At 35.5% G+C, this 19577-nt stretch carries 27 protein-coding genes; 9 read left to right on the forward strand and 18 right to left on the reverse strand.

What is annotated here, in order from left to right:
* Window positions 1-12: 12 nt before the first annotated feature.
* From rimO to rpmB, 5 genes are all read right to left on the reverse strand, one after another.
* Entirely contained in the window at window positions 13-1347 is a 1335-nt protein-coding gene (gene rimO / locus M2265_RS15645; protein ID WP_021189157.1) for a 30S ribosomal protein S12 methylthiotransferase RimO, read from the reverse strand.
* A gap of 14 nt (window positions 1348-1361) precedes the next feature.
* Window positions 1362-2324: a signal recognition particle-docking protein FtsY gene (gene ftsY, locus M2265_RS15650; RefSeq protein ID WP_021189158.1), complete on the reverse strand. Its 963-nt coding sequence runs from the start codon at window positions 2322-2324 to the stop codon at window positions 1362-1364.
* Window positions 2325-2494: 170 nt separating this feature from the next.
* Window positions 2495-2662 carry a DUF4295 domain-containing protein gene (locus M2265_RS15655; protein WP_021189159.1) on the reverse strand — a complete coding sequence of 56 codons (168 nt, stop codon included), beginning with the start codon at window positions 2660-2662 and terminating at the stop codon, window positions 2495-2497.
* Between the two features lie 47 nt (window positions 2663-2709).
* On the reverse strand, window positions 2710-2892 hold the full coding sequence (gene rpmG, locus M2265_RS15660; protein ID WP_002998409.1) for a 50S ribosomal protein L33: 183 nt from the start codon (window positions 2890-2892) through the stop codon (window positions 2710-2712).
* 81 nt (window positions 2893-2973) lie between these two features.
* Window positions 2974-3207, reverse strand: coding sequence for a 50S ribosomal protein L28 (gene rpmB, locus M2265_RS15665; RefSeq protein ID WP_132771718.1), 234 nt, complete (start codon window positions 3205-3207; stop codon window positions 2974-2976).
* 216 nt (window positions 3208-3423) lie between these two features.
* Here rpmB and M2265_RS15670 point away from each other — a divergent pair, with 216 nt between their 5' ends.
* The 3 genes from M2265_RS15670 to M2265_RS15680 all read left to right on the forward strand — a co-directional run bounded on the left by M2265_RS15670 (window position 3424) and on the right by M2265_RS15680 (window position 4896).
* Window positions 3424-3648 carry a hypothetical protein gene (locus M2265_RS15670; RefSeq protein WP_021189161.1) on the forward strand — a complete coding sequence of 75 codons (225 nt, stop codon included), beginning with the start codon at window positions 3424-3426 and terminating at the stop codon, window positions 3646-3648.
* A gap of 2 nt (window positions 3649-3650) precedes the next feature.
* A complete protein-coding gene (gene recO, locus M2265_RS15675) occupies window positions 3651-4373 on the forward strand; it encodes a DNA repair protein RecO (RefSeq protein ID WP_021189162.1) in 723 nt (240 codons plus the stop codon).
* A gap of 73 nt (window positions 4374-4446) precedes the next feature.
* Window positions 4447-4896, forward strand: a complete 450-nt coding sequence (locus tag M2265_RS15680) for a DUF805 domain-containing protein (protein WP_132771719.1) — start codon at window positions 4447-4449, stop codon at window positions 4894-4896.
* 83 nt (window positions 4897-4979) lie between these two features.
* Here the strand turns inward: M2265_RS15680 and M2265_RS15685 are convergent, their stop codons facing one another.
* The 3 genes from M2265_RS15685 to M2265_RS15690 form a co-directional block, all read right to left on the reverse strand.
* On the reverse strand, window positions 4980-5228 hold the full coding sequence (locus M2265_RS15685; protein ID WP_132771720.1) for a hypothetical protein: 249 nt from the start codon (window positions 5226-5228) through the stop codon (window positions 4980-4982).
* Entirely contained in the window at window positions 5225-5539 is a 315-nt protein-coding gene (locus tag M2265_RS27020) for a DUF2752 domain-containing protein (RefSeq protein WP_132771721.1), read from the reverse strand. The genes M2265_RS15685 and M2265_RS27020 overlap by 4 nt, the downstream gene beginning before the upstream one ends.
* A gap of 76 nt (window positions 5540-5615) precedes the next feature.
* Window positions 5616-5807: a cold-shock protein gene (locus M2265_RS15690; protein ID WP_038695072.1), complete on the reverse strand. Its 192-nt coding sequence runs from the start codon at window positions 5805-5807 to the stop codon at window positions 5616-5618.
* A 161-nt stretch (window positions 5808-5968) separates the two neighbouring features.
* On the opposite strand from M2265_RS15690, the gene M2265_RS15695 reads away from it, so the two are divergent.
* The 6 genes from M2265_RS15695 to gcvT all read left to right on the forward strand — a co-directional run bounded on the left by M2265_RS15695 (window position 5969) and on the right by gcvT (window position 10279).
* The gene (locus M2265_RS15695) at window positions 5969-6673 is read left to right on the forward strand and encodes an SIMPL domain-containing protein (protein WP_021189166.1); all 705 of its coding nucleotides are present in this window, start codon (window positions 5969-5971) and stop codon (window positions 6671-6673) included.
* Window positions 6673-7158, forward strand: a complete 486-nt coding sequence (locus M2265_RS15700; protein ID WP_021189167.1) for a DUF4112 domain-containing protein — start codon at window positions 6673-6675, stop codon at window positions 7156-7158. Before M2265_RS15695 ends, M2265_RS15700 begins: the two co-directional genes overlap by 1 nt.
* 77 nt (window positions 7159-7235) lie before the next feature.
* Complete coding sequence (locus M2265_RS15705; RefSeq protein ID WP_021189168.1) at window positions 7236-7604, forward strand: DUF4359 domain-containing protein; 369 nt, start codon at window positions 7236-7238, stop codon at window positions 7602-7604.
* Between the two features lie 6 nt (window positions 7605-7610).
* A complete protein-coding gene (locus M2265_RS15710; protein ID WP_132771722.1) occupies window positions 7611-8300 on the forward strand; it encodes a pseudouridine synthase in 690 nt (229 codons plus the stop codon).
* Window positions 8297-9115, forward strand: a complete 819-nt coding sequence (locus tag M2265_RS15715; RefSeq protein ID WP_132771723.1) for a DUF6929 family protein — start codon at window positions 8297-8299, stop codon at window positions 9113-9115. Before M2265_RS15710 ends, M2265_RS15715 begins: the two co-directional genes overlap by 4 nt.
* 84 nt (window positions 9116-9199) lie before the next feature.
* Window positions 9200-10279: a glycine cleavage system aminomethyltransferase GcvT gene (gene gcvT, locus M2265_RS15720; protein WP_183918386.1), complete on the forward strand. Its 1080-nt coding sequence runs from the start codon at window positions 9200-9202 to the stop codon at window positions 10277-10279.
* A gap of 38 nt (window positions 10280-10317) precedes the next feature.
* Here the strand turns inward: gcvT and M2265_RS15725 are convergent, their stop codons facing one another.
* From M2265_RS15725 to surE, 10 genes are all read right to left on the reverse strand, one after another.
* The gene (locus tag M2265_RS15725; RefSeq protein ID WP_132771725.1) at window positions 10318-10539 is read right to left on the reverse strand and encodes a DUF6358 family protein; all 222 of its coding nucleotides are present in this window, start codon (window positions 10537-10539) and stop codon (window positions 10318-10320) included.
* A gap of 371 nt (window positions 10540-10910) precedes the next feature.
* Window positions 10911-11225, reverse strand: a complete 315-nt coding sequence (locus tag M2265_RS15730; protein ID WP_021189171.1) for a rhodanese-like domain-containing protein — start codon at window positions 11223-11225, stop codon at window positions 10911-10913.
* A gap of 50 nt (window positions 11226-11275) precedes the next feature.
* Window positions 11276-11773, reverse strand: coding sequence for a GNAT family N-acetyltransferase (locus tag M2265_RS15735; RefSeq protein WP_021189172.1), 498 nt, complete (start codon window positions 11771-11773; stop codon window positions 11276-11278).
* Window positions 11770-12339 carry a thiamine diphosphokinase gene (locus M2265_RS15740; protein ID WP_132771727.1) on the reverse strand — a complete coding sequence of 190 codons (570 nt, stop codon included), beginning with the start codon at window positions 12337-12339 and terminating at the stop codon, window positions 11770-11772. The genes M2265_RS15735 and M2265_RS15740 overlap by 4 nt, the downstream gene beginning before the upstream one ends.
* 5 nt (window positions 12340-12344) lie before the next feature.
* On the reverse strand, window positions 12345-13535 hold the full coding sequence (locus tag M2265_RS15745; RefSeq protein WP_132771728.1) for a M20 metallopeptidase family protein: 1191 nt from the start codon (window positions 13533-13535) through the stop codon (window positions 12345-12347).
* Between the two features lie 10 nt (window positions 13536-13545).
* Window positions 13546-14004: an SPOR domain-containing protein gene (locus M2265_RS15750; protein ID WP_021189175.1), complete on the reverse strand. Its 459-nt coding sequence runs from the start codon at window positions 14002-14004 to the stop codon at window positions 13546-13548.
* A 24-nt stretch (window positions 14005-14028) separates the two neighbouring features.
* A complete protein-coding gene (secA, locus tag M2265_RS15755; RefSeq protein ID WP_132771729.1) occupies window positions 14029-17325 on the reverse strand; it encodes a preprotein translocase subunit SecA in 3297 nt (1098 codons plus the stop codon).
* Between the two features lie 141 nt (window positions 17326-17466).
* Complete coding sequence (locus M2265_RS15760; protein WP_132771730.1) at window positions 17467-18339, reverse strand: menaquinone biosynthesis family protein; 873 nt, start codon at window positions 18337-18339, stop codon at window positions 17467-17469.
* Window positions 18336-18596 carry a hypothetical protein gene (locus tag M2265_RS15765; protein WP_132771731.1) on the reverse strand — a complete coding sequence of 87 codons (261 nt, stop codon included), beginning with the start codon at window positions 18594-18596 and terminating at the stop codon, window positions 18336-18338. The genes M2265_RS15760 and M2265_RS15765 overlap by 4 nt, the downstream gene beginning before the upstream one ends.
* Window position 18597: 1 nt before the next feature.
* Entirely contained in the window at window positions 18598-19368 is a 771-nt protein-coding gene (surE, locus tag M2265_RS15770) for a 5'/3'-nucleotidase SurE (RefSeq protein WP_021189178.1), read from the reverse strand.
* Between the last annotated feature and the right edge of the window lie 209 nt (window positions 19369-19577).

The raw sequence follows: 19577 nt of genomic DNA on the forward strand, positions 1-19577 counted from the left end.
ATTGGATCGCTATTATTTGACAATAGATCCATATAAATCAAAGTCTTCAGCGCGGTCCACTTTAACATTTACAAAATCACCGATTCGGGCATAGTTTGTTTTTGCATCAAGTATAACCTCATTATCAACTTCTGGAGAGTCATATTCTGTTCTGCCAATAAAGTAATCGCCGTCCACACGGTCAATTAATACTTTATAGGTATTTCCTATTTTATCTTGATTGATCTCAAAAGAAATTCCTTGTTGTACTTCCATGATCGCTTCTACACGCTCCTGTTTTACTTCTTCAGGGACATTATCTTCCAATGAATGCGCATGTGTTTTCTCTTCATGCGAATAAGTAAAACATCCTAAGCGGTCAAAACGTGTTTCCTCAACCCATTCCAACATCTCTTGAAAATCTTGCTCAGTTTCATCAGGATAACCACAGATTAACGTTGTACGCAAAGCAATATTAGGAACTTTATCACGGATCTTATTAACCAAATCAATCTGTTTTTGCTTACTTGTACCGCGACGCATTGAAGTCAACATACGATCAGAAATATGCTGCAATGGCATATCTAAGTAATTACAGATATTTGAACGTTCATTCATCGCATCAAGAATATCCATTGGGAATCCAGAAGGATAAGCATATTGCAAACGGATCCAATCGATACCATCAACATCAGATAAATGACGCATCAAGTCAGAAAGGTTACGCTTTCCATAAATATCTAATCCGTAATAGGTTAAATCTTGTGCGATCAATATCAATTCTTTCGTTCCATTAGAAGCTAAGAATTTGGCTTCTTTCACTAAATCATCAATTGATTTCGAAACATGCTTACCACGCATTAACGGAATCGCACAGAATGAACATGGACGGTTGCAACCTTCGGCGATCTTAAAATAAGAATAGTGTGAAGGCGTGGTCAACATACGTTCACCTAACAGTTCGTGACGATAATCTGCACCGATAGATTTTAATAAATCAGGTAAGTCATTTGTACCAAAATAACCGTCTACGTTTGTAATCTCAGATTGTAGCTCAGGTTTATAGCGCTCAGAAAGACAGCCTGTAACAATGACCTTATTGATCTTGCCCTCATCTTTCAATTCTGAAAACTGTAAGATCGTATCAATAGACTCCTGTTTGGCATTATCGATAAAACCACAGGTATTGATAACAACAATATCGTTCTCCTGAATATTAGTAGCCTCGTGTACAACTTCTATTTGATTACCTTTTAATTGTCCCATCAATACTTCACTATCATGAATATTTTTAGAACAACCCAATGTAACCACATTCACACGGGGTTTTGACTTTGGCTCTACAGCCTTACTATATTTTGTTTTCATATAATGGATGTGGATTACTTGAACAGCGAATCCACAAACTCTTTTTTGTTGAATAACTGTAAATCGCCGATTTTCTCACCGACACCAATATATTTTACAGGTATTTTAAATTGATCAGATATACCGATAACTACCCCACCCTTTGCGGTACCATCCAGTTTAGTCAATGCTAAGGCATTGACATCAGTTGCTTGTGTAAATTGAGTACATTGTTCTATGGCATTTTGTCCTGTAGAGGCATCAAGAACCAATAGAATTTCATGTGGAGCACCAGGAATAACCTTTTGCATGACATTTTTTATTTTCCCCAACTCATTCATCAAGCCAACCTTGTTATGAAGACGACCTGCTGTATCAATAATACAGACATCATCACCGTTAGATAAGGCCGATTGGACTGCATCATAAGCAACAGAAGCAGGGTCAGATCCCATCGCCTGTGCAACAACACGAACACCTACACGTTCACCCCAAAGCTTGATTTGTTCTACGGCAGCAGCACGAAAAGTATCAGCAGCACCCAAAACAACTTTATTGCCAGCTGCTTTCAACTGATGTGCCAGTTTTCCAATTGTTGTTGTTTTTCCAACTCCGTTTACACCGACCACCATGATAACATATGGTTTGTGATTACCGTACTCAAAGTTTTCAAAATCAGAACTGTTGTTTTCCGCTAATAATTCCTGAATCTCTTCCTTCAATAACGTATTTAACTCTGAGGTTGAAACATATTTATCACGTGCAACACGCGCCTGAATACGGTCAACAATTTTCAGTGTTGTTGTCACACCCACATCCGAGGTCACCAATATTTCTTCCAAATTATCTAAAACATCATCATCGATAGTTGATTTACCAACAACTGCTTTTGTAATTTTAGAAAAGAAACCCTCTTTAGTCTTTTCCAAACTTTTATCTAAAGCTTCTTGGGCTTCAGGAGTTTCTTGTTTCTTCTTGAAAAAATCGAATAATCCCATTGATATATGTTCCGCTTATGAATTCATTATTATTTATCTTCCGACCAGTATAAAATACCGATTGCCAAAGATAGATATTTGAAACCAACAAAAAAAGCCCTTTCGGTGTATACCAAAACGGCTATTTTTTTGAATTCTTTTTAAAGAAAAACTTTAAAAAAGGAAAATTACTAGTTATTTTTTGCAGCCTCTGCTAAAGTATCTTTTACTTTATCATTGTGAATCATCGCCTCTTTGAAAGTATAAGCTCCCGTTTTAGTCGATTTAGTAGTAATAATAACCTTTGTATATTCTTTACCGCCACCTTTTTGTAACGATGCAACAGATTTCTTTGCCATGGTATTAATATTTTAACTTAGTGCTTACACAGCAACTAAGATGTGAATTACTTAATTTCTTTGTGAACAGTAACTTTTCTCAATACTGGGTTGAATTTTTTCAATTCTAAACGCTCAGTTGTATTTTTCTTGTTCTTAGTAGTGATGTAACGAGACATTCCCGGAAGACCACTTTCTTTGTGTTCAGTACATTCTAAGATAACTTGTACTCTATTTCCTTTTTTAGCCATTGTTTTACTTTATTTTGAATCCTATAAAATGCTAGGATTGAAATTCATGAATGATATTTTATGCAACAGGCGAAAAATCAATTAAATTGATCCTTTTTTTATGAACTTACCGATAGCATTAGTGATACCGATTTTGTTGATAGTTTTAATCGCCGAAGTCGAAACTTTTAATGTAATCCAACTATCTTCTTCTGGAATGAAGAAACGTTTTGTTTGCAAATTTGGGTAAAATTTACGTTTTGTTTTAGCGTTAGAATTAGATACATTATATCCATTCATTGCTGTTTTGCCTGTTAAATCACAAATTCTTGACATGATATTATGTTATTTTGTTGTCTTAATTTAAATATATCTTTTCGCAAAGAGTGTGCAAATATCTATATTTATTTTGTTAAATGCAACAATTTTAAGGATTTATTTTTAAAAAAATAAATATCCAGGCCTTGGTAAAGGCAAAAATAATGTATTTAATTATATTATATTTGCTTAAACATAGAAAATAGTTTTCAACAATTCACACTTGTAAACATCATGAATAAATATTTACGCAGAGGACTATTAGAAATCATACTTGCTATTATACTCATCCTGGTCAGTTATTATCTAATGAAATTACAAAATAATTGGTATAAACCTATTATGATTTTAGGGGTAATTTCTTTTGGAGTCGGGTTTCTTCGTATTATTTATCGCCTGATACGCAAGATTGATAGAAATGCATTGATAGAAATGCGAAAAGAGAAAAAAGATAAATAAATATGCTTCATAAAACTAGAGGTATTGTATTAAAAACCACCAATTATTCTGAAAGTAGCGTCGTATCTCAAATTTATACGGAACACTTTGGCTTGCAATCATACCTTGTGAATGGCGCCCGCAAACCCAAAGCTAAAATTAGATCGGGGTTCTTACAGGCCTTACATCCTTTAGATATGGTTGTAACCTTTAAAGATAACAATTCCCTGCATCGCATAAATGAAGCAAGGCAGGTACCTCCTTTAAAAAGTATACCTTACGATATTGTCAAAAGCTCATTAGCAATATTTCTCAATGAAGTGCTCTATAAAATCTTAAGGGAGCAATCTGGAGATCCATTTCTATTCGAATATTTGTATCAAGCGATACTATGGCTTGATAACTCTGAAACAAATCTTGCAAATTTTCATTTGGTATTTCTTATTAACTTAAGTCGTTTTCTGGGTTTTTACCCTGTTGAAGCTTCGAAAAACTATCCCTATTTCAATTTGGAATCTGCCACTTTCTCCAATCAGCTTCCCGAACATCCCTATGTATTACAGGAACCTCACACCACGCTTTTTAGAAAATTGATGGCAACAGAATTCAACTCCTCCGAAGATATCAAAATGAGTACTAAAGACCGTCAGATACTCTTAGAAAAAATAATCGACTACTACAGACTACATCTCACGAATTTCAGAGAAATAAAATCGCTCTATATCTTAGAAGAAATCTTTCATTAAATGATCTAATTGAAATTTATTTCCTTACTTTTAGATATACTTTAATAAAAAAACCTAATTAAAACTTAACATTATGGAATGGTTTCTGAAAGTCGTTCGCGACAACTATGCAAATTTCGATGGTCGAGCCCGCAGAAAAGAATACTGGATGTTCGCGTTATTTAACTTTATCATCTCCTGTATTCTTGGAATTCTTGCTTACATAGCTAATGTTTTTTACTACCTGAGTATTATTGTTTCTCTTGCGCTAATAATACCAAGTATAGCAGTAGCAGTTAGACGTCTTCATGATATTAATAAGTCGGGATGGATGATCCTATTGTGTCTAATACCATTCGTCAACTTTTATTTAATATATCTTTTCTTTTTAGAAGGAGATAAAGGTCCTAACGAATATGGTGAAGATCCAAAAGCTGACGAAAATGATAACCCATTTGCAGACCAGAATCCTTTCGGACATATTCCTCCGCCCCCTCCTTCTGACAGAGGTAATAATGACCCCTTCGCTTCTCATAATTCGTAAATAAATACAGCAGCTGATAAAAATTAAATCAATTACTTAGATCAATCTTTATCAGCTGTATTTAATATCTTGATTATGGTATCTTAAAAAATACCGCCACCAACAGCCAAACGAAACCCACCAAGTACAATTGCAATGACACATAAAATAATGCCAGTCTTTGGCTGATTATTTGGTTGCACATTGACATCATTGTAAGCAATCAAACTAACGATCAAACCTACTACAGCAAAAGGAATATTAAGCCAGTTTAACCAACCTAAACAAGGGATAAATGCCACTAACATCCCGATTAAGGATAGAATACCCAATAGTAATCCTGCTATTCTCATAGTTTCTTATGGTTTATAATTTTTTCACTTATAAAGATAATAGAATTTACGATAATCAATGAAAACAAAATTATGCTTCCACGATTAAACTGATGAGCCAGTGAGAAATCTCCTTCTTTAATTTTTAAAAATGCCCTTGTCATACCACATAGCATACATTCCGTCCCTTTTAGCTTTGATGGACAAATCGGCGCAGCTACAAGTAATAAAGAACTATCTAAAACAAACAGTACTACTAAAAAAAGAAGCATACAAATGGAAATTAGATTCCATACAATATAAAAAGGCTCCCGAAACTCATTAAATTTCATAATTAGAAGTGTATAAAAAAGCCCGATTTCGTTCTGAAATCGGGCTTTTCTACAATAAATATATCTTAAAATCTGATTAGATAACTTTTACATTTACCGCATTAAGACCTTTACGACCTTGTTCTACTTCGTAAGAAACGTTGTCATTTTCACGAATTTTGTCTACTAAACCAGAAACGTGAACGAAGATTTCGCTCTCGCCTGAATTTGGAATGATGAAACCGAAACCTTTGGTTTCATTAAAGAATTTTACTACTCCTTCTTGCATTGTTTTATTGTATTAAATTTCTTAAAGATATTTAAAAAAAATTAAAATCCTTTATCTTTTTAATTTTTTTTCCATTAAACTACTTGGCTCAAACTGCGTCTACATCAATAGAAACAAACAATGGTTCGATTTTTGAAAACAAGTATTAAAATAGAAAAAGTATGAAAAATTTATTGTTAGGAATAATGCTATTTGCATCTGTACACACTTTACAAGCACAACAAATGACAAATAAAGATATGGTAACAACCATCGGAAGAGCGGAAGAAGAAGTAACACCCGATATTATTTATATAAACGTTACTTTAAAGGAATTTTATCAAGACGGAAACACAAAGAAAAAGGTTTCAATCGAAACTCTTGAAAAGCAATTATTTCAAGCAGCAACAAATGTAGGGGTTGAAAAAAAGGATTTTACAATTCAAAACATCTACAGTACGAACTATGCTACAAAGAAGAAAAAAGAAACTGAAATCTTACTTTCTCGTCAATACCGTATTAAAGTAACGCAATTGAATAAATTAAATGATTTGTTCGATGGTGTTGATGCTGCCGGAATACAGAATACAGCAATCAGCGAACTTGATTATTCAAAAAAGAAAGAACTTGAAAAAACATTAAAAGTTAAAGCGGTTAAAGATGCGATGGAAAATGCGAAAATTTTAGCTGAAGCTGCTGGTCAAAAAGTTGGAAAAGCAATTCTATTGTCTGAAAGTCCACAAATGATTTATTTCAATTCACCACGTGCCATGGCTTCATTCAAATCAAGTAACATGGAAGCTGCAGATGTAGCTGATGATCTGGACTTGGATATTAAACCGATCAAAATTACAAGTGAGGTAAATGCATCCTTTGAAATATTATAATGAAAAGAGATTTATCTTTAGCTGACAAAGAAAAAAGAAGAGATCATGATTTCGGTTGGGTTGAAAGACTCTCCTGGCTGATGGATAATAATTTCCAGATAGCTGGATTCCGCTTTGGTCTTGATCCACTTCTTAATTTTGTTCCTTTTGCAGGAACAATTGCCAGCTTTGGAACGTCATTCGTTTTGGTAATGGTCATGTGGAGAAATGGAGCGAGCTCTAAATTAGTCGTCAAAATGCTGATTAATATTTCAATTGATGCAATTTTAGGAGCAATTCCACTTTTTGGAAATGTATTTGATTTCTTTAACAAGGCAAATACCAAGAATATCAAATTGATGAAAGAGCATTACTACGAAAACAAACATCAAGGTTCTGCGATTTGGTTACTACTGGGTATTCTATCGATCATTGTCCTCTTTTTTGTCGGCACCATCTATCTTTTATGGATTGCCGGAGAATGGGTTTGGCAATTACTTTTTTAACCGAATGTATATAAAATCATAAAATAGCGTTTATATGGATGTATAAACGCTATTTTTGTATACACAATTTCTTAAAAATGAATAAAAAAAGAATTTTTGCTTTAGTAATCATTTTCATTGTTATTGCAGCAATATGGACAAATCCGAAAAAGGAACAACATGAACTTGTTGTGAAGGAAAAAGCCGAATATTTATTAAAAAATCAATTAGGTAAAAAAGAACAGAGCTTATTTGATATCGGCATGCAGTTATTCGGAAATAATGCAGTCGAAGATTTTGTTTCGAAAAACGTTCTCGTTGAAAACTTCTATCTTTTTTCATTAACAAAAATTAAATGGCAAGGTAAGGAGAACCCCATAGGTGTCGGTGCTTTTGGAAAAATATGGTTAAGCCCTAAGATTGACGAAAAAGCGACCGAAATAATCGATGCTATAAAGAACAATTAATCCAACATGTTAGAAATATTATATCAAGACGAAAATATCATTGCGATTAATAAACCACATGGTTTACTTGTACACCGTTCATCTATCGCGCGCGATGCTTCCGAATTTGCCCTTCAGCTCTTGCGTGATCAAATTAATCAAACGGTATACCCTTCACATCGCCTTGATCGAAAAACAGCTGGAATCCTCTTATTCTCTTTAAATAAGGATATGGATAAGGAATTGCAGCAGTTATTTCAGAACCAACAGGTCGATAAAAAATATCTAGCGATATTACGTGGCCATGCGCCCGAAGAGATGCACATTGACTATCCCCTGAAAAAAGATAACGGGGTAATACAGGAAGCACAAACCGATTTCAAAACAATCGCTCATACAGAACTTCCTTTTCCTTCAGGAAAATTTCCAACATCTCGTTATAGCTTAGTTGAAGCAAATCCTACAACAGGAAGGATGCATCAGTTAAGAAAGCACTTCGCACACATCTTCCACCCGATTATAGGTGATCGCCCTCATGGTTGTAATAAACAAAACAAGTTTTGGAAAGAGCATTTTGAAATGGACACCATGATGTTGCATGCCTCTGAAATAACATTTAAGCATCCCAAAACACAAAATAATATCATCATCAACGCAGGACTACAACCGGAATTTAAACGTGTCCTCGAGATCTTAAACATGGAGAACTCAATATGAAGAATATCATACTGGATTTTTTTCTAACCATCACCGGTATCAGTGCCGCGTCAGGGTTAGTACATCAAAATAATCACCTTTTTCTAATCGCTGATAACAGTCAATACTTGTACGACTTTGGACTAAATGACCGACTTCTAACAAGAATTCAACTTGACAAAAACACATCAGATCTAGAGAATATAGCGAAAGCTAGAAAACCAGATTTTGAATCCATAACTTTCGATCAGGATAAATATTATATTTATGGTTCAGGATCAACGCCAAACCGTAACCTTCGCATTACCTACCAAAAAGAGGTTCTAACCGAAGATTTTTCCAAAATATATCATCGCTTACAGCAGAAATTTCTAGTCGATCAGGACAATTTTAATATTGAAGGTGTTATTCATACGGAAGATGAGATTTGGTTATTCAATAGAGGTAATGGTCAAAAAGCTCAAAACGGAATCTTCAAAATCAACAAGTTCAACACTGAAAAATCCAGTTTTGATGCGATCAAATTACCGCTCATAGATCAAGTACAAGCAGGTTTTACCGATGCCATTCTGGTTGGTGACTTCGTTTATTTCATTGCTGCGGCCGAAGCATCAAACTCAACTTATTTAGATGGGGAAATTGCGGGCACAATACTTGGAAAATTTAATCGTAAAAATTCTCAAAGTATTGAAACTATCCGTATTCCGGGAAAGCACAAATTTGAAGGCATTACCTTAAAAGAGCAATCAGAAGATCAGATCACTTTTTTTCTTTGCGAAGATAAAGATGATGATAAAATGGAAACCACGATTTATTCTTTGACAATCGATCAGTAAATCGATTGCATAAATGCTAATCTTTAGGCTAAAATCCATGTTTATTTTGTAAATTTGTAAATAAATAAAACTTATCGTATTATGATCAAAAATACTGCCCTTACGGATACGCATATCGCTTTAGGAGCGAAAATGGTACCTTTTGCAGGTTTCAATATGCCTGTTCAATATTCGGGCATCAATGATGAACACGAAACTGTTCGTACAGGTGTAGGTGTGTTTGACGTTAGTCACATGGGCGAATTCATTCTAAAAGGAGAAAAAGCGCTAGACCTTATTCAGATGGTGTCTTCAAATGACGCATCTAAATTATATGATGGTAAAATACAGTATGGTTATCTTCCAAATGAAACTGGGGGGATAGTAGATGACTTTTTAACTTACCGCATCGACGAAAACACATATTTCTTAGTTGTCAATGCTTCTAATATAGAGAAGGATTGGAACTGGATTTCCAAATACAATAGTTTTGGAGTTGATATGAAAAATATTTCGGACGAAACTTCACTATTTGCGGTACAAGGGCCTAAAGCAGCTGATGCTTTACAATCTTTGACAGATATTGAACTAGCATCTATGGAATACTACTCTTTTGCTAAAGGTACCTTTGCTGGAGTAGAAAATGTGCTGGTATCAGCTACAGGTTATACTGGTGCTGGTGGTTTTGAAATCTATGTTGCTAACGAAGATGCTCAAAAAGTTTGGGATGCTATATTTGAAGCTGGAGCAGCTTACGGTATTAAACCAATCGGTTTAGGCGCGCGTGATACGCTTCGTTTAGAAATGGGCTTCTGCTTATATGGCAATGATATTGATGATACAACTTCTCCTTTAGAAGGCGGTTTAGGATGGGTAACAAAATTCACGAAGGAATTTGTTAACTCGGCGAATCTAAAAGCGGAAAAAGAAGCTGGTATCAAGAAAAAACTAGTAGGATTTGAAATGATTGACCGTGGTATTGCACGTCATGATTACGAAATCGTAGATGCTGAAGGAAACAAAATTGGTCGTGTAACTTCAGGAACACAATCTCCAACATTGAAAAAATCAATCGGTTTAGGCTATGTAGATAATGCTTTCGCTAAAGAAGGCACTGAAATCTTCATCAGTATCCGTAACCAAAGTATAAAAGCAAAAGTGGTAAAACCACCATTTGTTAAGTAATAATAAAAAGGGGGCAATTGAAAAATTAGCCCCCCTTTTTATTGCTTGTTCTTTTCTAATCTTCTTCGCTCTTCCTCTTTCTTTAAATCAATCCTAACTTTCTTAATAAGTACACGTTTAAAGAAAATAAAGACGACCAATAGCGCGATCGAAATACCACAGACTAAAATGTTTCCTGCTTCATAAGACTTATAGCCATAATAAACTGCACCTACTATCAGTAAGTTGATTAGAATATTTAAAATAAAATTTTTTGTCATAAGATTACTTTTTAGCAATTACCTTCTCCCTAAATTTGAAGAAATAAAATAGACCCGCTACTATATTGAAAAATATAATAAATAAAGCCAAGAGCATCCGCTCTGTATTTGAAATTCGACCAGAAAAAATGATTTCTCTCAGTACCAATACGACCCAGATTAAAGAGAGTAACAAAGATATACTAAAGAGAATAGGAAAAATTTCAAAATAAAAGAATTTTGATATTATTGAAATGCAATAAAAAGCAAGACTAAACAAAAAAGCTTGTTTAGTCTGATACTCTAAGTTTTTCATTAAATACGATTGTTTATTGTAAACCTATTCGGTTATTGATTATCGATATGAAAAGTATAACCTTGATGGATGTATATTAATAAACATCAATCTCAGGATCGATCTCCTCTTTCCAAGCAAGGATTCCGCCTTTTAAATTTGCTAAATTATCAAAACCTTGTTGCTCTAACATCATTACTGCTTGCGCAGAACGTTTTCCTGAACGGCATTGTACCACGACAGGTTTATCTTTAGCGATTTTATCTACTTCAATTAAGATTCCAGATAAAGGAATATTCAATCCTCCTAAATTAGAAACCTCATATTCAAATGATTCACGAACATCAATTAATTGAAAATCTTCGCCATTATCAATTTTTGATTTAAGCTCTTCTACTGTTACTTCTTTCATGATGATTACTATTTATATCAAATATACTACTTAATTACGAAAATAAACCGTTAAAGCGTGAGGTCTTTTTGCATAACATAATCATCCAAAATATAACCATAATAAGGGATGTCAACAACTTCCGTTACAACAAAACTCTGCTTTAAATAAAAATGATAAGCCGGATTACCCCGATTTACATTTAGCTCTAAAAGCTTTAAATCTCTTGATTTAGCCAGATCAGCTACAAAATTTAAGAACTTCGTTCCATAACCTTTTCCCTTATCTTCAGCTAACAGATAAAGTTTTTCTATTCTCAAAATCGATTGTTCCTTATTTTGAACAGCAACAAATCCTTTGGGTACAGCACCTTCATACAGTAAATAAAAATCTTGACCACTGTCCATTAAAGCCTGAATAGCATCAACAGTGTAATTTTTATTCAACATAAAATCAATTTGTTCTTGCGTTAGAATAGCAGGATAAGTTTCATTATAACTTTGCTGTCCAATTTTACTAATAAATGCCGCTTCATCTTTTCCTGCGGATTTAATAATTACTGCGCTCATAATTTTTCTGTCAATAAACAATATTTTGGTGATGAAAATTCTAACCTAAAAAAACCATCTTGAATTGTTCTAAAGTGATTTTCTCCAATCGCTTGCAAACCACTTGTCTCCAAGTCATTCAGTACAGACCCTATAAAAAGCTCATCCCCAGCAGGCATCCATTTCTCAAATCCCGATTGAACAAAGATAGTTCTCGTTTCGTGATGCAACCATACAATATCAATCATTGGTGCAAAATATTCCAATACTGTCTGATCAAATCCAGATCCTAATATATTTACAGCTTTGTACCCCTCCTCAATAAGATAACTCAAAGCACTGGCTATAAAATTTTTTTCATAAATAACAGCCTTTACATGCTCCTGCGGGAAATCCATGAGCCCCGGAGTGAAGATGATATCTACCTTATAGGCCTGAGAAGTAACAGCTTCATAAGAGTTGACATCCGTAACGATCGTTGGAGACCATTCTAAAAGCTGTCCAACCAACTCTTTGTCAATACTATAAATATCCGTTATCAGTAGTGCCGGCTCTTGCCTTTCTCGAACAATATGATGTGACGACATAGACTTTACTGACCTAAACGTCTTAATGTCATATAAGCCATAAGACCAATGCTCAATTGTAATGCATCCTCATCAATATCAAAAGATGACGTATGAACAGCAGACTGGATACCCTTCGACTTATTTCCTGTCCCTAAACGGTAGAAGCAGGCATTTACTTCCTGCGAGTAATAGGAAAAATCTTCTGCCGCAGGCCAAAGATCTAAATCTAAAACATTTTCTTTACCGAGATATTCTTCAGCATAACCTCTTGCTGCTTTTGTCAGTTCAGGATTGTTAATTAGGAACGGGTATCCTTTACGTACATCAAAATCACAAACCGCACCCATACTCTCTGCAATACCTGTTGCCATTTTAACCATCTTTTCATGAGCCTCAGCGCGCCAATCTTCATCAAACGTACGAAAGGTTCCTTCAAGATAAACTTCGTCAGGAACGATGTTTGTAGCTCCATTTGCAATGATCTTTCCGAAAGAAAGAACTGTAGGGGTTCTTGGGTCGGCAAATCGGCTCGCAATCTGTTGCAGTGCCGTTATGATATGCGCTGTGATAACAATTGGATCAATATTTTGATGCGGATGGGCACCGTGACCTCCTTTACCTTTTACTGTCACAAAAAGTTCATCACAAGAAGCCATATACTTCCCCTCTCTAAAGCCAACTTTACCTGCCTCAATAAAAGGCATAACATGTTGACCTATAATGGCTGAAGGAATAGGATTTTCTAAAACTCCTTCTTTAATCATGAGGGATGCTCCACCCGGAAGACGTTCTTCTCCTGGTTGGAAAATCAATTTTACAACTCCTCCAAATTCCGATTTCAATGCGTGCAGTATTTTGGCCACACCTAACAAAGATGAGGTATGCACATCATGTCCACAGGCATGCATGACACCTGGATTTTGAGAACCGTAAGTCCTGCCTTCCACTTCTTGGATAGGCAAAGCGTCCATATCAGCGCGTAAAGCAATCACTTCATCAGAAACGATGTCACCCGTTAAATAGGCAACTACACCCGTATCAGCCATTTCTTCAAAGGGAATTCCAATAGCATTCAAAACAGACTTGACATATGCCGAAGTACTGTACTCTTCAAAAGAAAGTTCAGGGTGCTGATGAAGATGTCTCCTCATTTGAACTGTTTCTTGAAAAAACTGTTGGGCTAAGGCATTAACTTTATCTTTAATACTTGCCATTTTAATAAGATTATTGGTAAACAAAAACGTTTTCAGAGAATACGAAGACGTTCTTAAATTGTTGACGCAGCAAATTCATAAAATTATTTGCTTCAGATCGACTCCTAAAATCTCCTACTTTAACCCTATAATTAGGTTCATCGTAATTAATATAGGTATCAATATCTTTATACATATTTCTAAATCGCGCCTGCTCTGAGAAAGCACTGTTACGATCACTGCCTGCAAATATCTGAACCCTAAAACCACGAACCGTAGTACGCGTAGCCGCGCTTCTTACAGTCGGTTTAGTTGGTACAGCAACAGGTTTGCTTTCGACAGGATTGATACCCATATTTGCCCTAACGTGTTGTAATAGCGTAATTAATGTATCTTTTACGACAACTACATTTTCATTTTGTTGCGCCTTTACTTTCGAAAAAGTAAAAGCAACTAAAGCAAAAACAACTATCAATCCTCTCTTAAGCATTATTATATTTTTTTAAAACACTGCCTAGCTATTAACGCCGTGACAGTTTTTGTATTTCTTACCAGAACCACAAGGACAGTCATCATTGCGGCCAATTGCATTTTCATTGCGGATAGGCTGTGTAGGGCCCAAATCACGGGTATCTACATCCTCAGCACTTACTCCAATTGGAGATTCCAGCTCTGCTTTTGTCGCTTTAACCTGTACCGGAGCAGCTTGAACAGAACGTTCTGGAACACTTTGCATATTTTGTCCAGGGATCTCACCTTTAAAGATAAAGCTTACAATATCCTTATTCATGGTCGCCAGCATCGACTTAAATAAGTTGAATGCTTCCATTTTATAGATAATGATCGGATCCTTTTGTTCGTAAACAGCATTCTGAACAGATTGTTTTAAGTCATCCATTTCACGTAAATGCTCTTTCCAAGCTTCATCAATTAATGCTAAAACAATACCTTTTTCAAAAGATTTGAAAACTTCTCTTCCTTCTGTTTCTATTGCTTTCTTCAAATTTGTAGCAACTTGAATGCCACGAAGACCATCGGAGAAAGGAATAACAACATTTTCGACAACATTACCACGCTCTTCAAATACATTTTGCAATACTGGCATCGTATGTGCCGCTACCGTATTTAATTTAGTGTGGTACGCATTGATTATCTGATCAAACAAACGATCTGTTAACGCTTCGATCTTTAGACTTGTGAATTCTTCTTCCGAAATCTCTGGATTTACAGCAAATATACGGATTACTTCAATTTGAAAATCTTCATATGAACCGCCTTCTTTAGCATCAACAACAATTTCTTCAACAACATCAAAAATCATATTGTTCAAATCGACGTCTAAACGTTCTCCGAACAATGCATTCTTACGCTTTGTGTATATAACTGTACGCTGTGAGTTCATCACATCATCATACTCCAATAAACGCTTACGAATACCAAAGTTGTTTTCTTCTACTTTACGCTGTGCTCTTTCGATTGACTTTGTCAACATACTATGTTGCATCACTTCACCTTCTTCAACACCCATTTTAACCATGATGTTAGAGATACGCTCAGAAGCGAAAAGACGCATTAAGTTGTCTTCCAAAGAAACAAAGAACTGCGATGATCCCGGATCCCCTTGTCGACCAGCACGACCACGTAACTGACGGTCAACACGACGAGATTCGTGACGTTCTGTACCGATGATCGCTAAACCACCTGCAGCTTTCACCTCATCTGTTAATTTAATATCCGTACCACGACCAGCCATGTTTGTCGCAATAGTTACCTGTCCAGGTTGACCTGCTTCCGCAACAATATCGGCCTCTTTTTGGTGTAATTTTGCATTTAAGACATTATGCTTTACCTTACGTAATTGAAGCATACGGCTTAATAATTCAGAGATCTCAACAGAAGTTGTACCGACCAACACAGGTCTTCCCGCTTCAGTTAACTTTTGGATTTCTTCCGCAACGGCATTATATTTTTCACGAGCAGTACGGTAAATAAAATCTTGACGGTCATCACGTAAAGCAACGCGGTTTGTAGGAATTTCTACAACGTCCAATTTATATATTTCCCAAAGCTCACCAGCCTCAGTAGAAGCTGTACCCGTCATACCCGCAAGTTTGTGGTACATACGGAAGTAATTTTGTAAGGTAATCGTTGCATATGTCTGTGTAGCATCTTCTACTTTCACATTTTCTTTTGCTTCGATTGCCTGGTGTAATCCATCAGAGTAACGGCGACCATCCATGATACGTCCTGTTTGCTCATCTACTATTTTTACTTTTCCTTCGTCAACAATATATTCAACATCATTTTCAAATAAAGTATATGCCTTCAATAATTGATTGATTGAATGAATACGCTCTGCTTTGATAGAATAATCACGTAATAACTCCTCTTTACGAGCAGCTTTCTCCTCTAAAGGAATATCTGCTTTTTCGATATCCGCAATTTCAGAACCTACATCTGGCAAGATAAAGAATGAAGGATCTTCTCCCGAAGCAGTAATAAGCTCAATACCTTTTTCCGTTAATTCTACTTGATTATTTTTTTCATCAATTACAAAAAACAATTCAGCATCAGCTTTAGGCATATTTTTATTCTGCTCTTGCATATAGTAGTTTTCCACTTTTTGCAAAATCTGACGGTGATTATCCTCACTTAAGTATTTGATCAAAGCTTTATTTTTCGGCAAACCGCGATAAGCTCTAAATAATGCTAAACCACCTTTTTCTGGATCGATATCTCCAGCTTTAACTGCTTTCTTAGCTTCATTCAAAACCGTATTGATATATGCTTTTTGTGCATTTACCAAACGTTCGATACGTGGTTTTAATTGGTAAAACTCATGTTGATCACCACGTGGGATAGGACCTGAAATAATCAATGGCGTACGCGCATCATCAATTAAAACTGAATCGACCTCATCCACCATTGCAAAATGTAACTTACCCTGTACCAAAGCATCGGGTGTCTGCGTCATGTTATCACGCAAATAATCGAAACCAAATTCATTATTCGTACCGTAAACAATATCTGAAGCATAAGCTTTACGTCTTTGCGGCGAGTTTGGTTGGTGTTTATCAATACAATCTACGCTCAATCCATGAAATTCAAAGAGTGGTGCATTCCACTCCGAGTCACGACGTGCCAAATAATCATTCACTGTAACAATATGCACACCATTACCAGCTAATGCATTTAAATAAGTAGGAAGGGTTCCAACTAATGTTTTACCCTCACCAGTTGCCATTTGTGCAATTTTACCCTGATGCAAAACAACACCACCAATTAATTGCACATCATAATGCACCATGTTCCAAGTTACTTCAGTTCCTGCAGCTAACCATACATTTTTCCAAGTTGCCTGATTTCCTTCAATAACCACATTTTGCTTTTGCGCAGCAAGTTCTCTATCAAAATCTGTCGCAGTAACGACTAATTGTTTATTTTCTGCCAAACGTCTTGATGTTTCTTTTACCACAGCAAATGCTTCTGGTAAAATATCCATTAAAACCTCTTCTAATTTTTTATCACGGTCTTTCGATAATTTATCTACACTTTCGTATATCGCTGTCTTTTGTGACATGTCCAAATTATCATCTTCAGCTTCAGCCTTTAGAGTAGAAATCTCTTTATCAATATCTGCTAAATATCCTTTTATTCTATTTTTGAAATCAGCGGTTTTGCCACGCAATTCATCATCACTTAACGGCGAAAGTTGTTCGTACTCCGATTTGATTTTTTCTACAATTGGCTGGACCGCCTTAATATCTCGCTCGGATTTACTTCCAAATAATTTACTTAAAAATTTTAACATAATATTCTTTTCTATCTCAATTTATGACTTTCATTCAATAATGACTCCAAACTAAAATTGCAGACAAATTGACACTAATCGGGCAAATTTAGTTATTAGATATCATATCTAACACACTATATCTATATTTTTTACTATTTTTTATGACAAAAATAAATTCTTTTCCGTTTTAGGGATAAAGCCCATATCCTGAGCCTTCTTAAACATGATTTCAATCGCCGAACGCCCCTCTTTTCCAAGTTCTACAGAGTACTTATTGACATAAAGTTCAATGTGTTTATACATCACCTCGATGCTCATCTCCTGAGCATGCGATTTGATAAACTCGAGACCTGATGTCGGGTTTGCAAAAGCATATTCGACACTCGCTCTCAAAACGCGGTTCAATTTTTCTTTAATATCTTGAGGAATACTTCTTTTAACAACAATACCACCTAAAGGAATAGGACAATTTGTCGTTTTTTCCCAATAATCGCCCAAATCAACCACTTTAAATAAGCCCTTTTCCTGATAAGTAAAGCGGTTTTCATGAATGATCAATCCTAAATCTATATCGCCGGCTAACAAAGCACCTTCAATTTCTGAAAAAACAAGTTCCTTTTTATTTTTCAATTCAGGAAATGCCAAACCCAATAAAAAATTAGCTGTCGTATATTTCCCGGGATAACCGACCCGTAATTCTGCTAGTGCTTTCGTTAATACCGTTTTGGATGACAATATTTCTTGAAGCTCTTTAGCCAGCTCTTCATCTTTCGTAATTAACATGGGTCCTACTCCAAAACCTAATGCACTACCGGCGTCCAATAGCTCATAATCTTCAACAGCATAAGCAAAAGCGTGGTAACTTAATTTTGTGACGGCCAAGTCTCCCTTAAAGGCTTTTAAATTCAAGGTTTCGACATCTTCATATACAATGTCAAACTCTAGTCCTTCTGTATCTATTTTATGATGAATAAGTGCATCAAAAATAAACGTATCATTCGGGCATGGTGAAAAACCCAATGTCAATTTCATATGGATAATTTATGTGTAAGAATATAAAGTATGGTTGCTATAAATGTAGCGACCAAGACTCCTTTTGCTAAGGCACCTTTTTCTCCTTTAAACAAAAAACGTATAACCAATAAGTTGATAAATACCGCTATGGCATAAATTAACATCGGCTTTTCCGATATCGTTTTTTCAAAAAGCGTTGTATAGGTAGAAAGTAAATAAGCGATCATGGGTGCAATGGCACCCAACAAAATCCCTATGCCTAAATTGTTTTTCATATTAACTATCGAATCCCCAAGAATTTAATTCAGGAATAACATGATGGGCAGTCATATCAAACTGTGTGGGTACGATAGCAACATAACCTTTGCTTAATGCGTATGAATCAGTATCCTCTCCACGATCTTCCAACTCAAACCTGCCAGTCATCCAATAATAATCCCGATCTCTAGGATCGACACGCTCATCAAACTCTTCAACATAATGTCCACCTGCCTGACGACAGATCTTTATACCTTTGGCTTCATCTTTAGGAAAATTAACATTCAACAAAGAACCTTTTGGAAGACCATTTGCCAACACCTGCTTGGTGATTGATACCAGGTAGGATCTACAATGAGAAAAATCTGCATCGTAATCAAAATTATCTAAAGAAAATCCAATAGACGGAATTCCTTCTATTGCTCCCTCAACCGCAGCGGACATCGTTCCTGAATATAAAACATTGATCGAATGATTGAGCCCATGATTAATACCAGAGACACATACATCAGGCTTACGCCCCTTAAAGATCTTATTTACGGCCAATTTGACGCAATCTACCGGAGTTCCAGAACATTTATACATCTCAACCCCTTCATAAAGATCAATACGGTCTAAACGCAAAGGTCGCCCGATCGTAATGGCATGTCCCATACCCGATTGCGGGCTATCGGGAGCAACGACCACCACATGGCCAATTTTTTGCATTTCTTCAATTAAAACTTTAATCCCTGGAGCTGTAATGCCATCATCATTCACAACCAAGATGGTTGGTTTCTTCTTTGTCATGATGCTAATTTAGGAAGAAAAAAAGAAAAGCGTTAGCTTTTAACCTATTGCTTTTTCTTTTTATACATTAAAAAGACCTTAACTCATATTTTTTAAAGGACATCTGATGCACATATAGGTATCTCATTAAATATTTTATGAGATTTATATCAGATATTATTTAGGTTTTATAGAGGGTTTCTATAGATTTACCTCTATGAACCCTCTAG

The organism is Sphingobacterium kitahiroshimense (assembly GCF_025961315.1).
Lineage (GTDB): Bacteria > Bacteroidota > Bacteroidia > Sphingobacteriales > Sphingobacteriaceae > Sphingobacterium > Sphingobacterium anhuiense.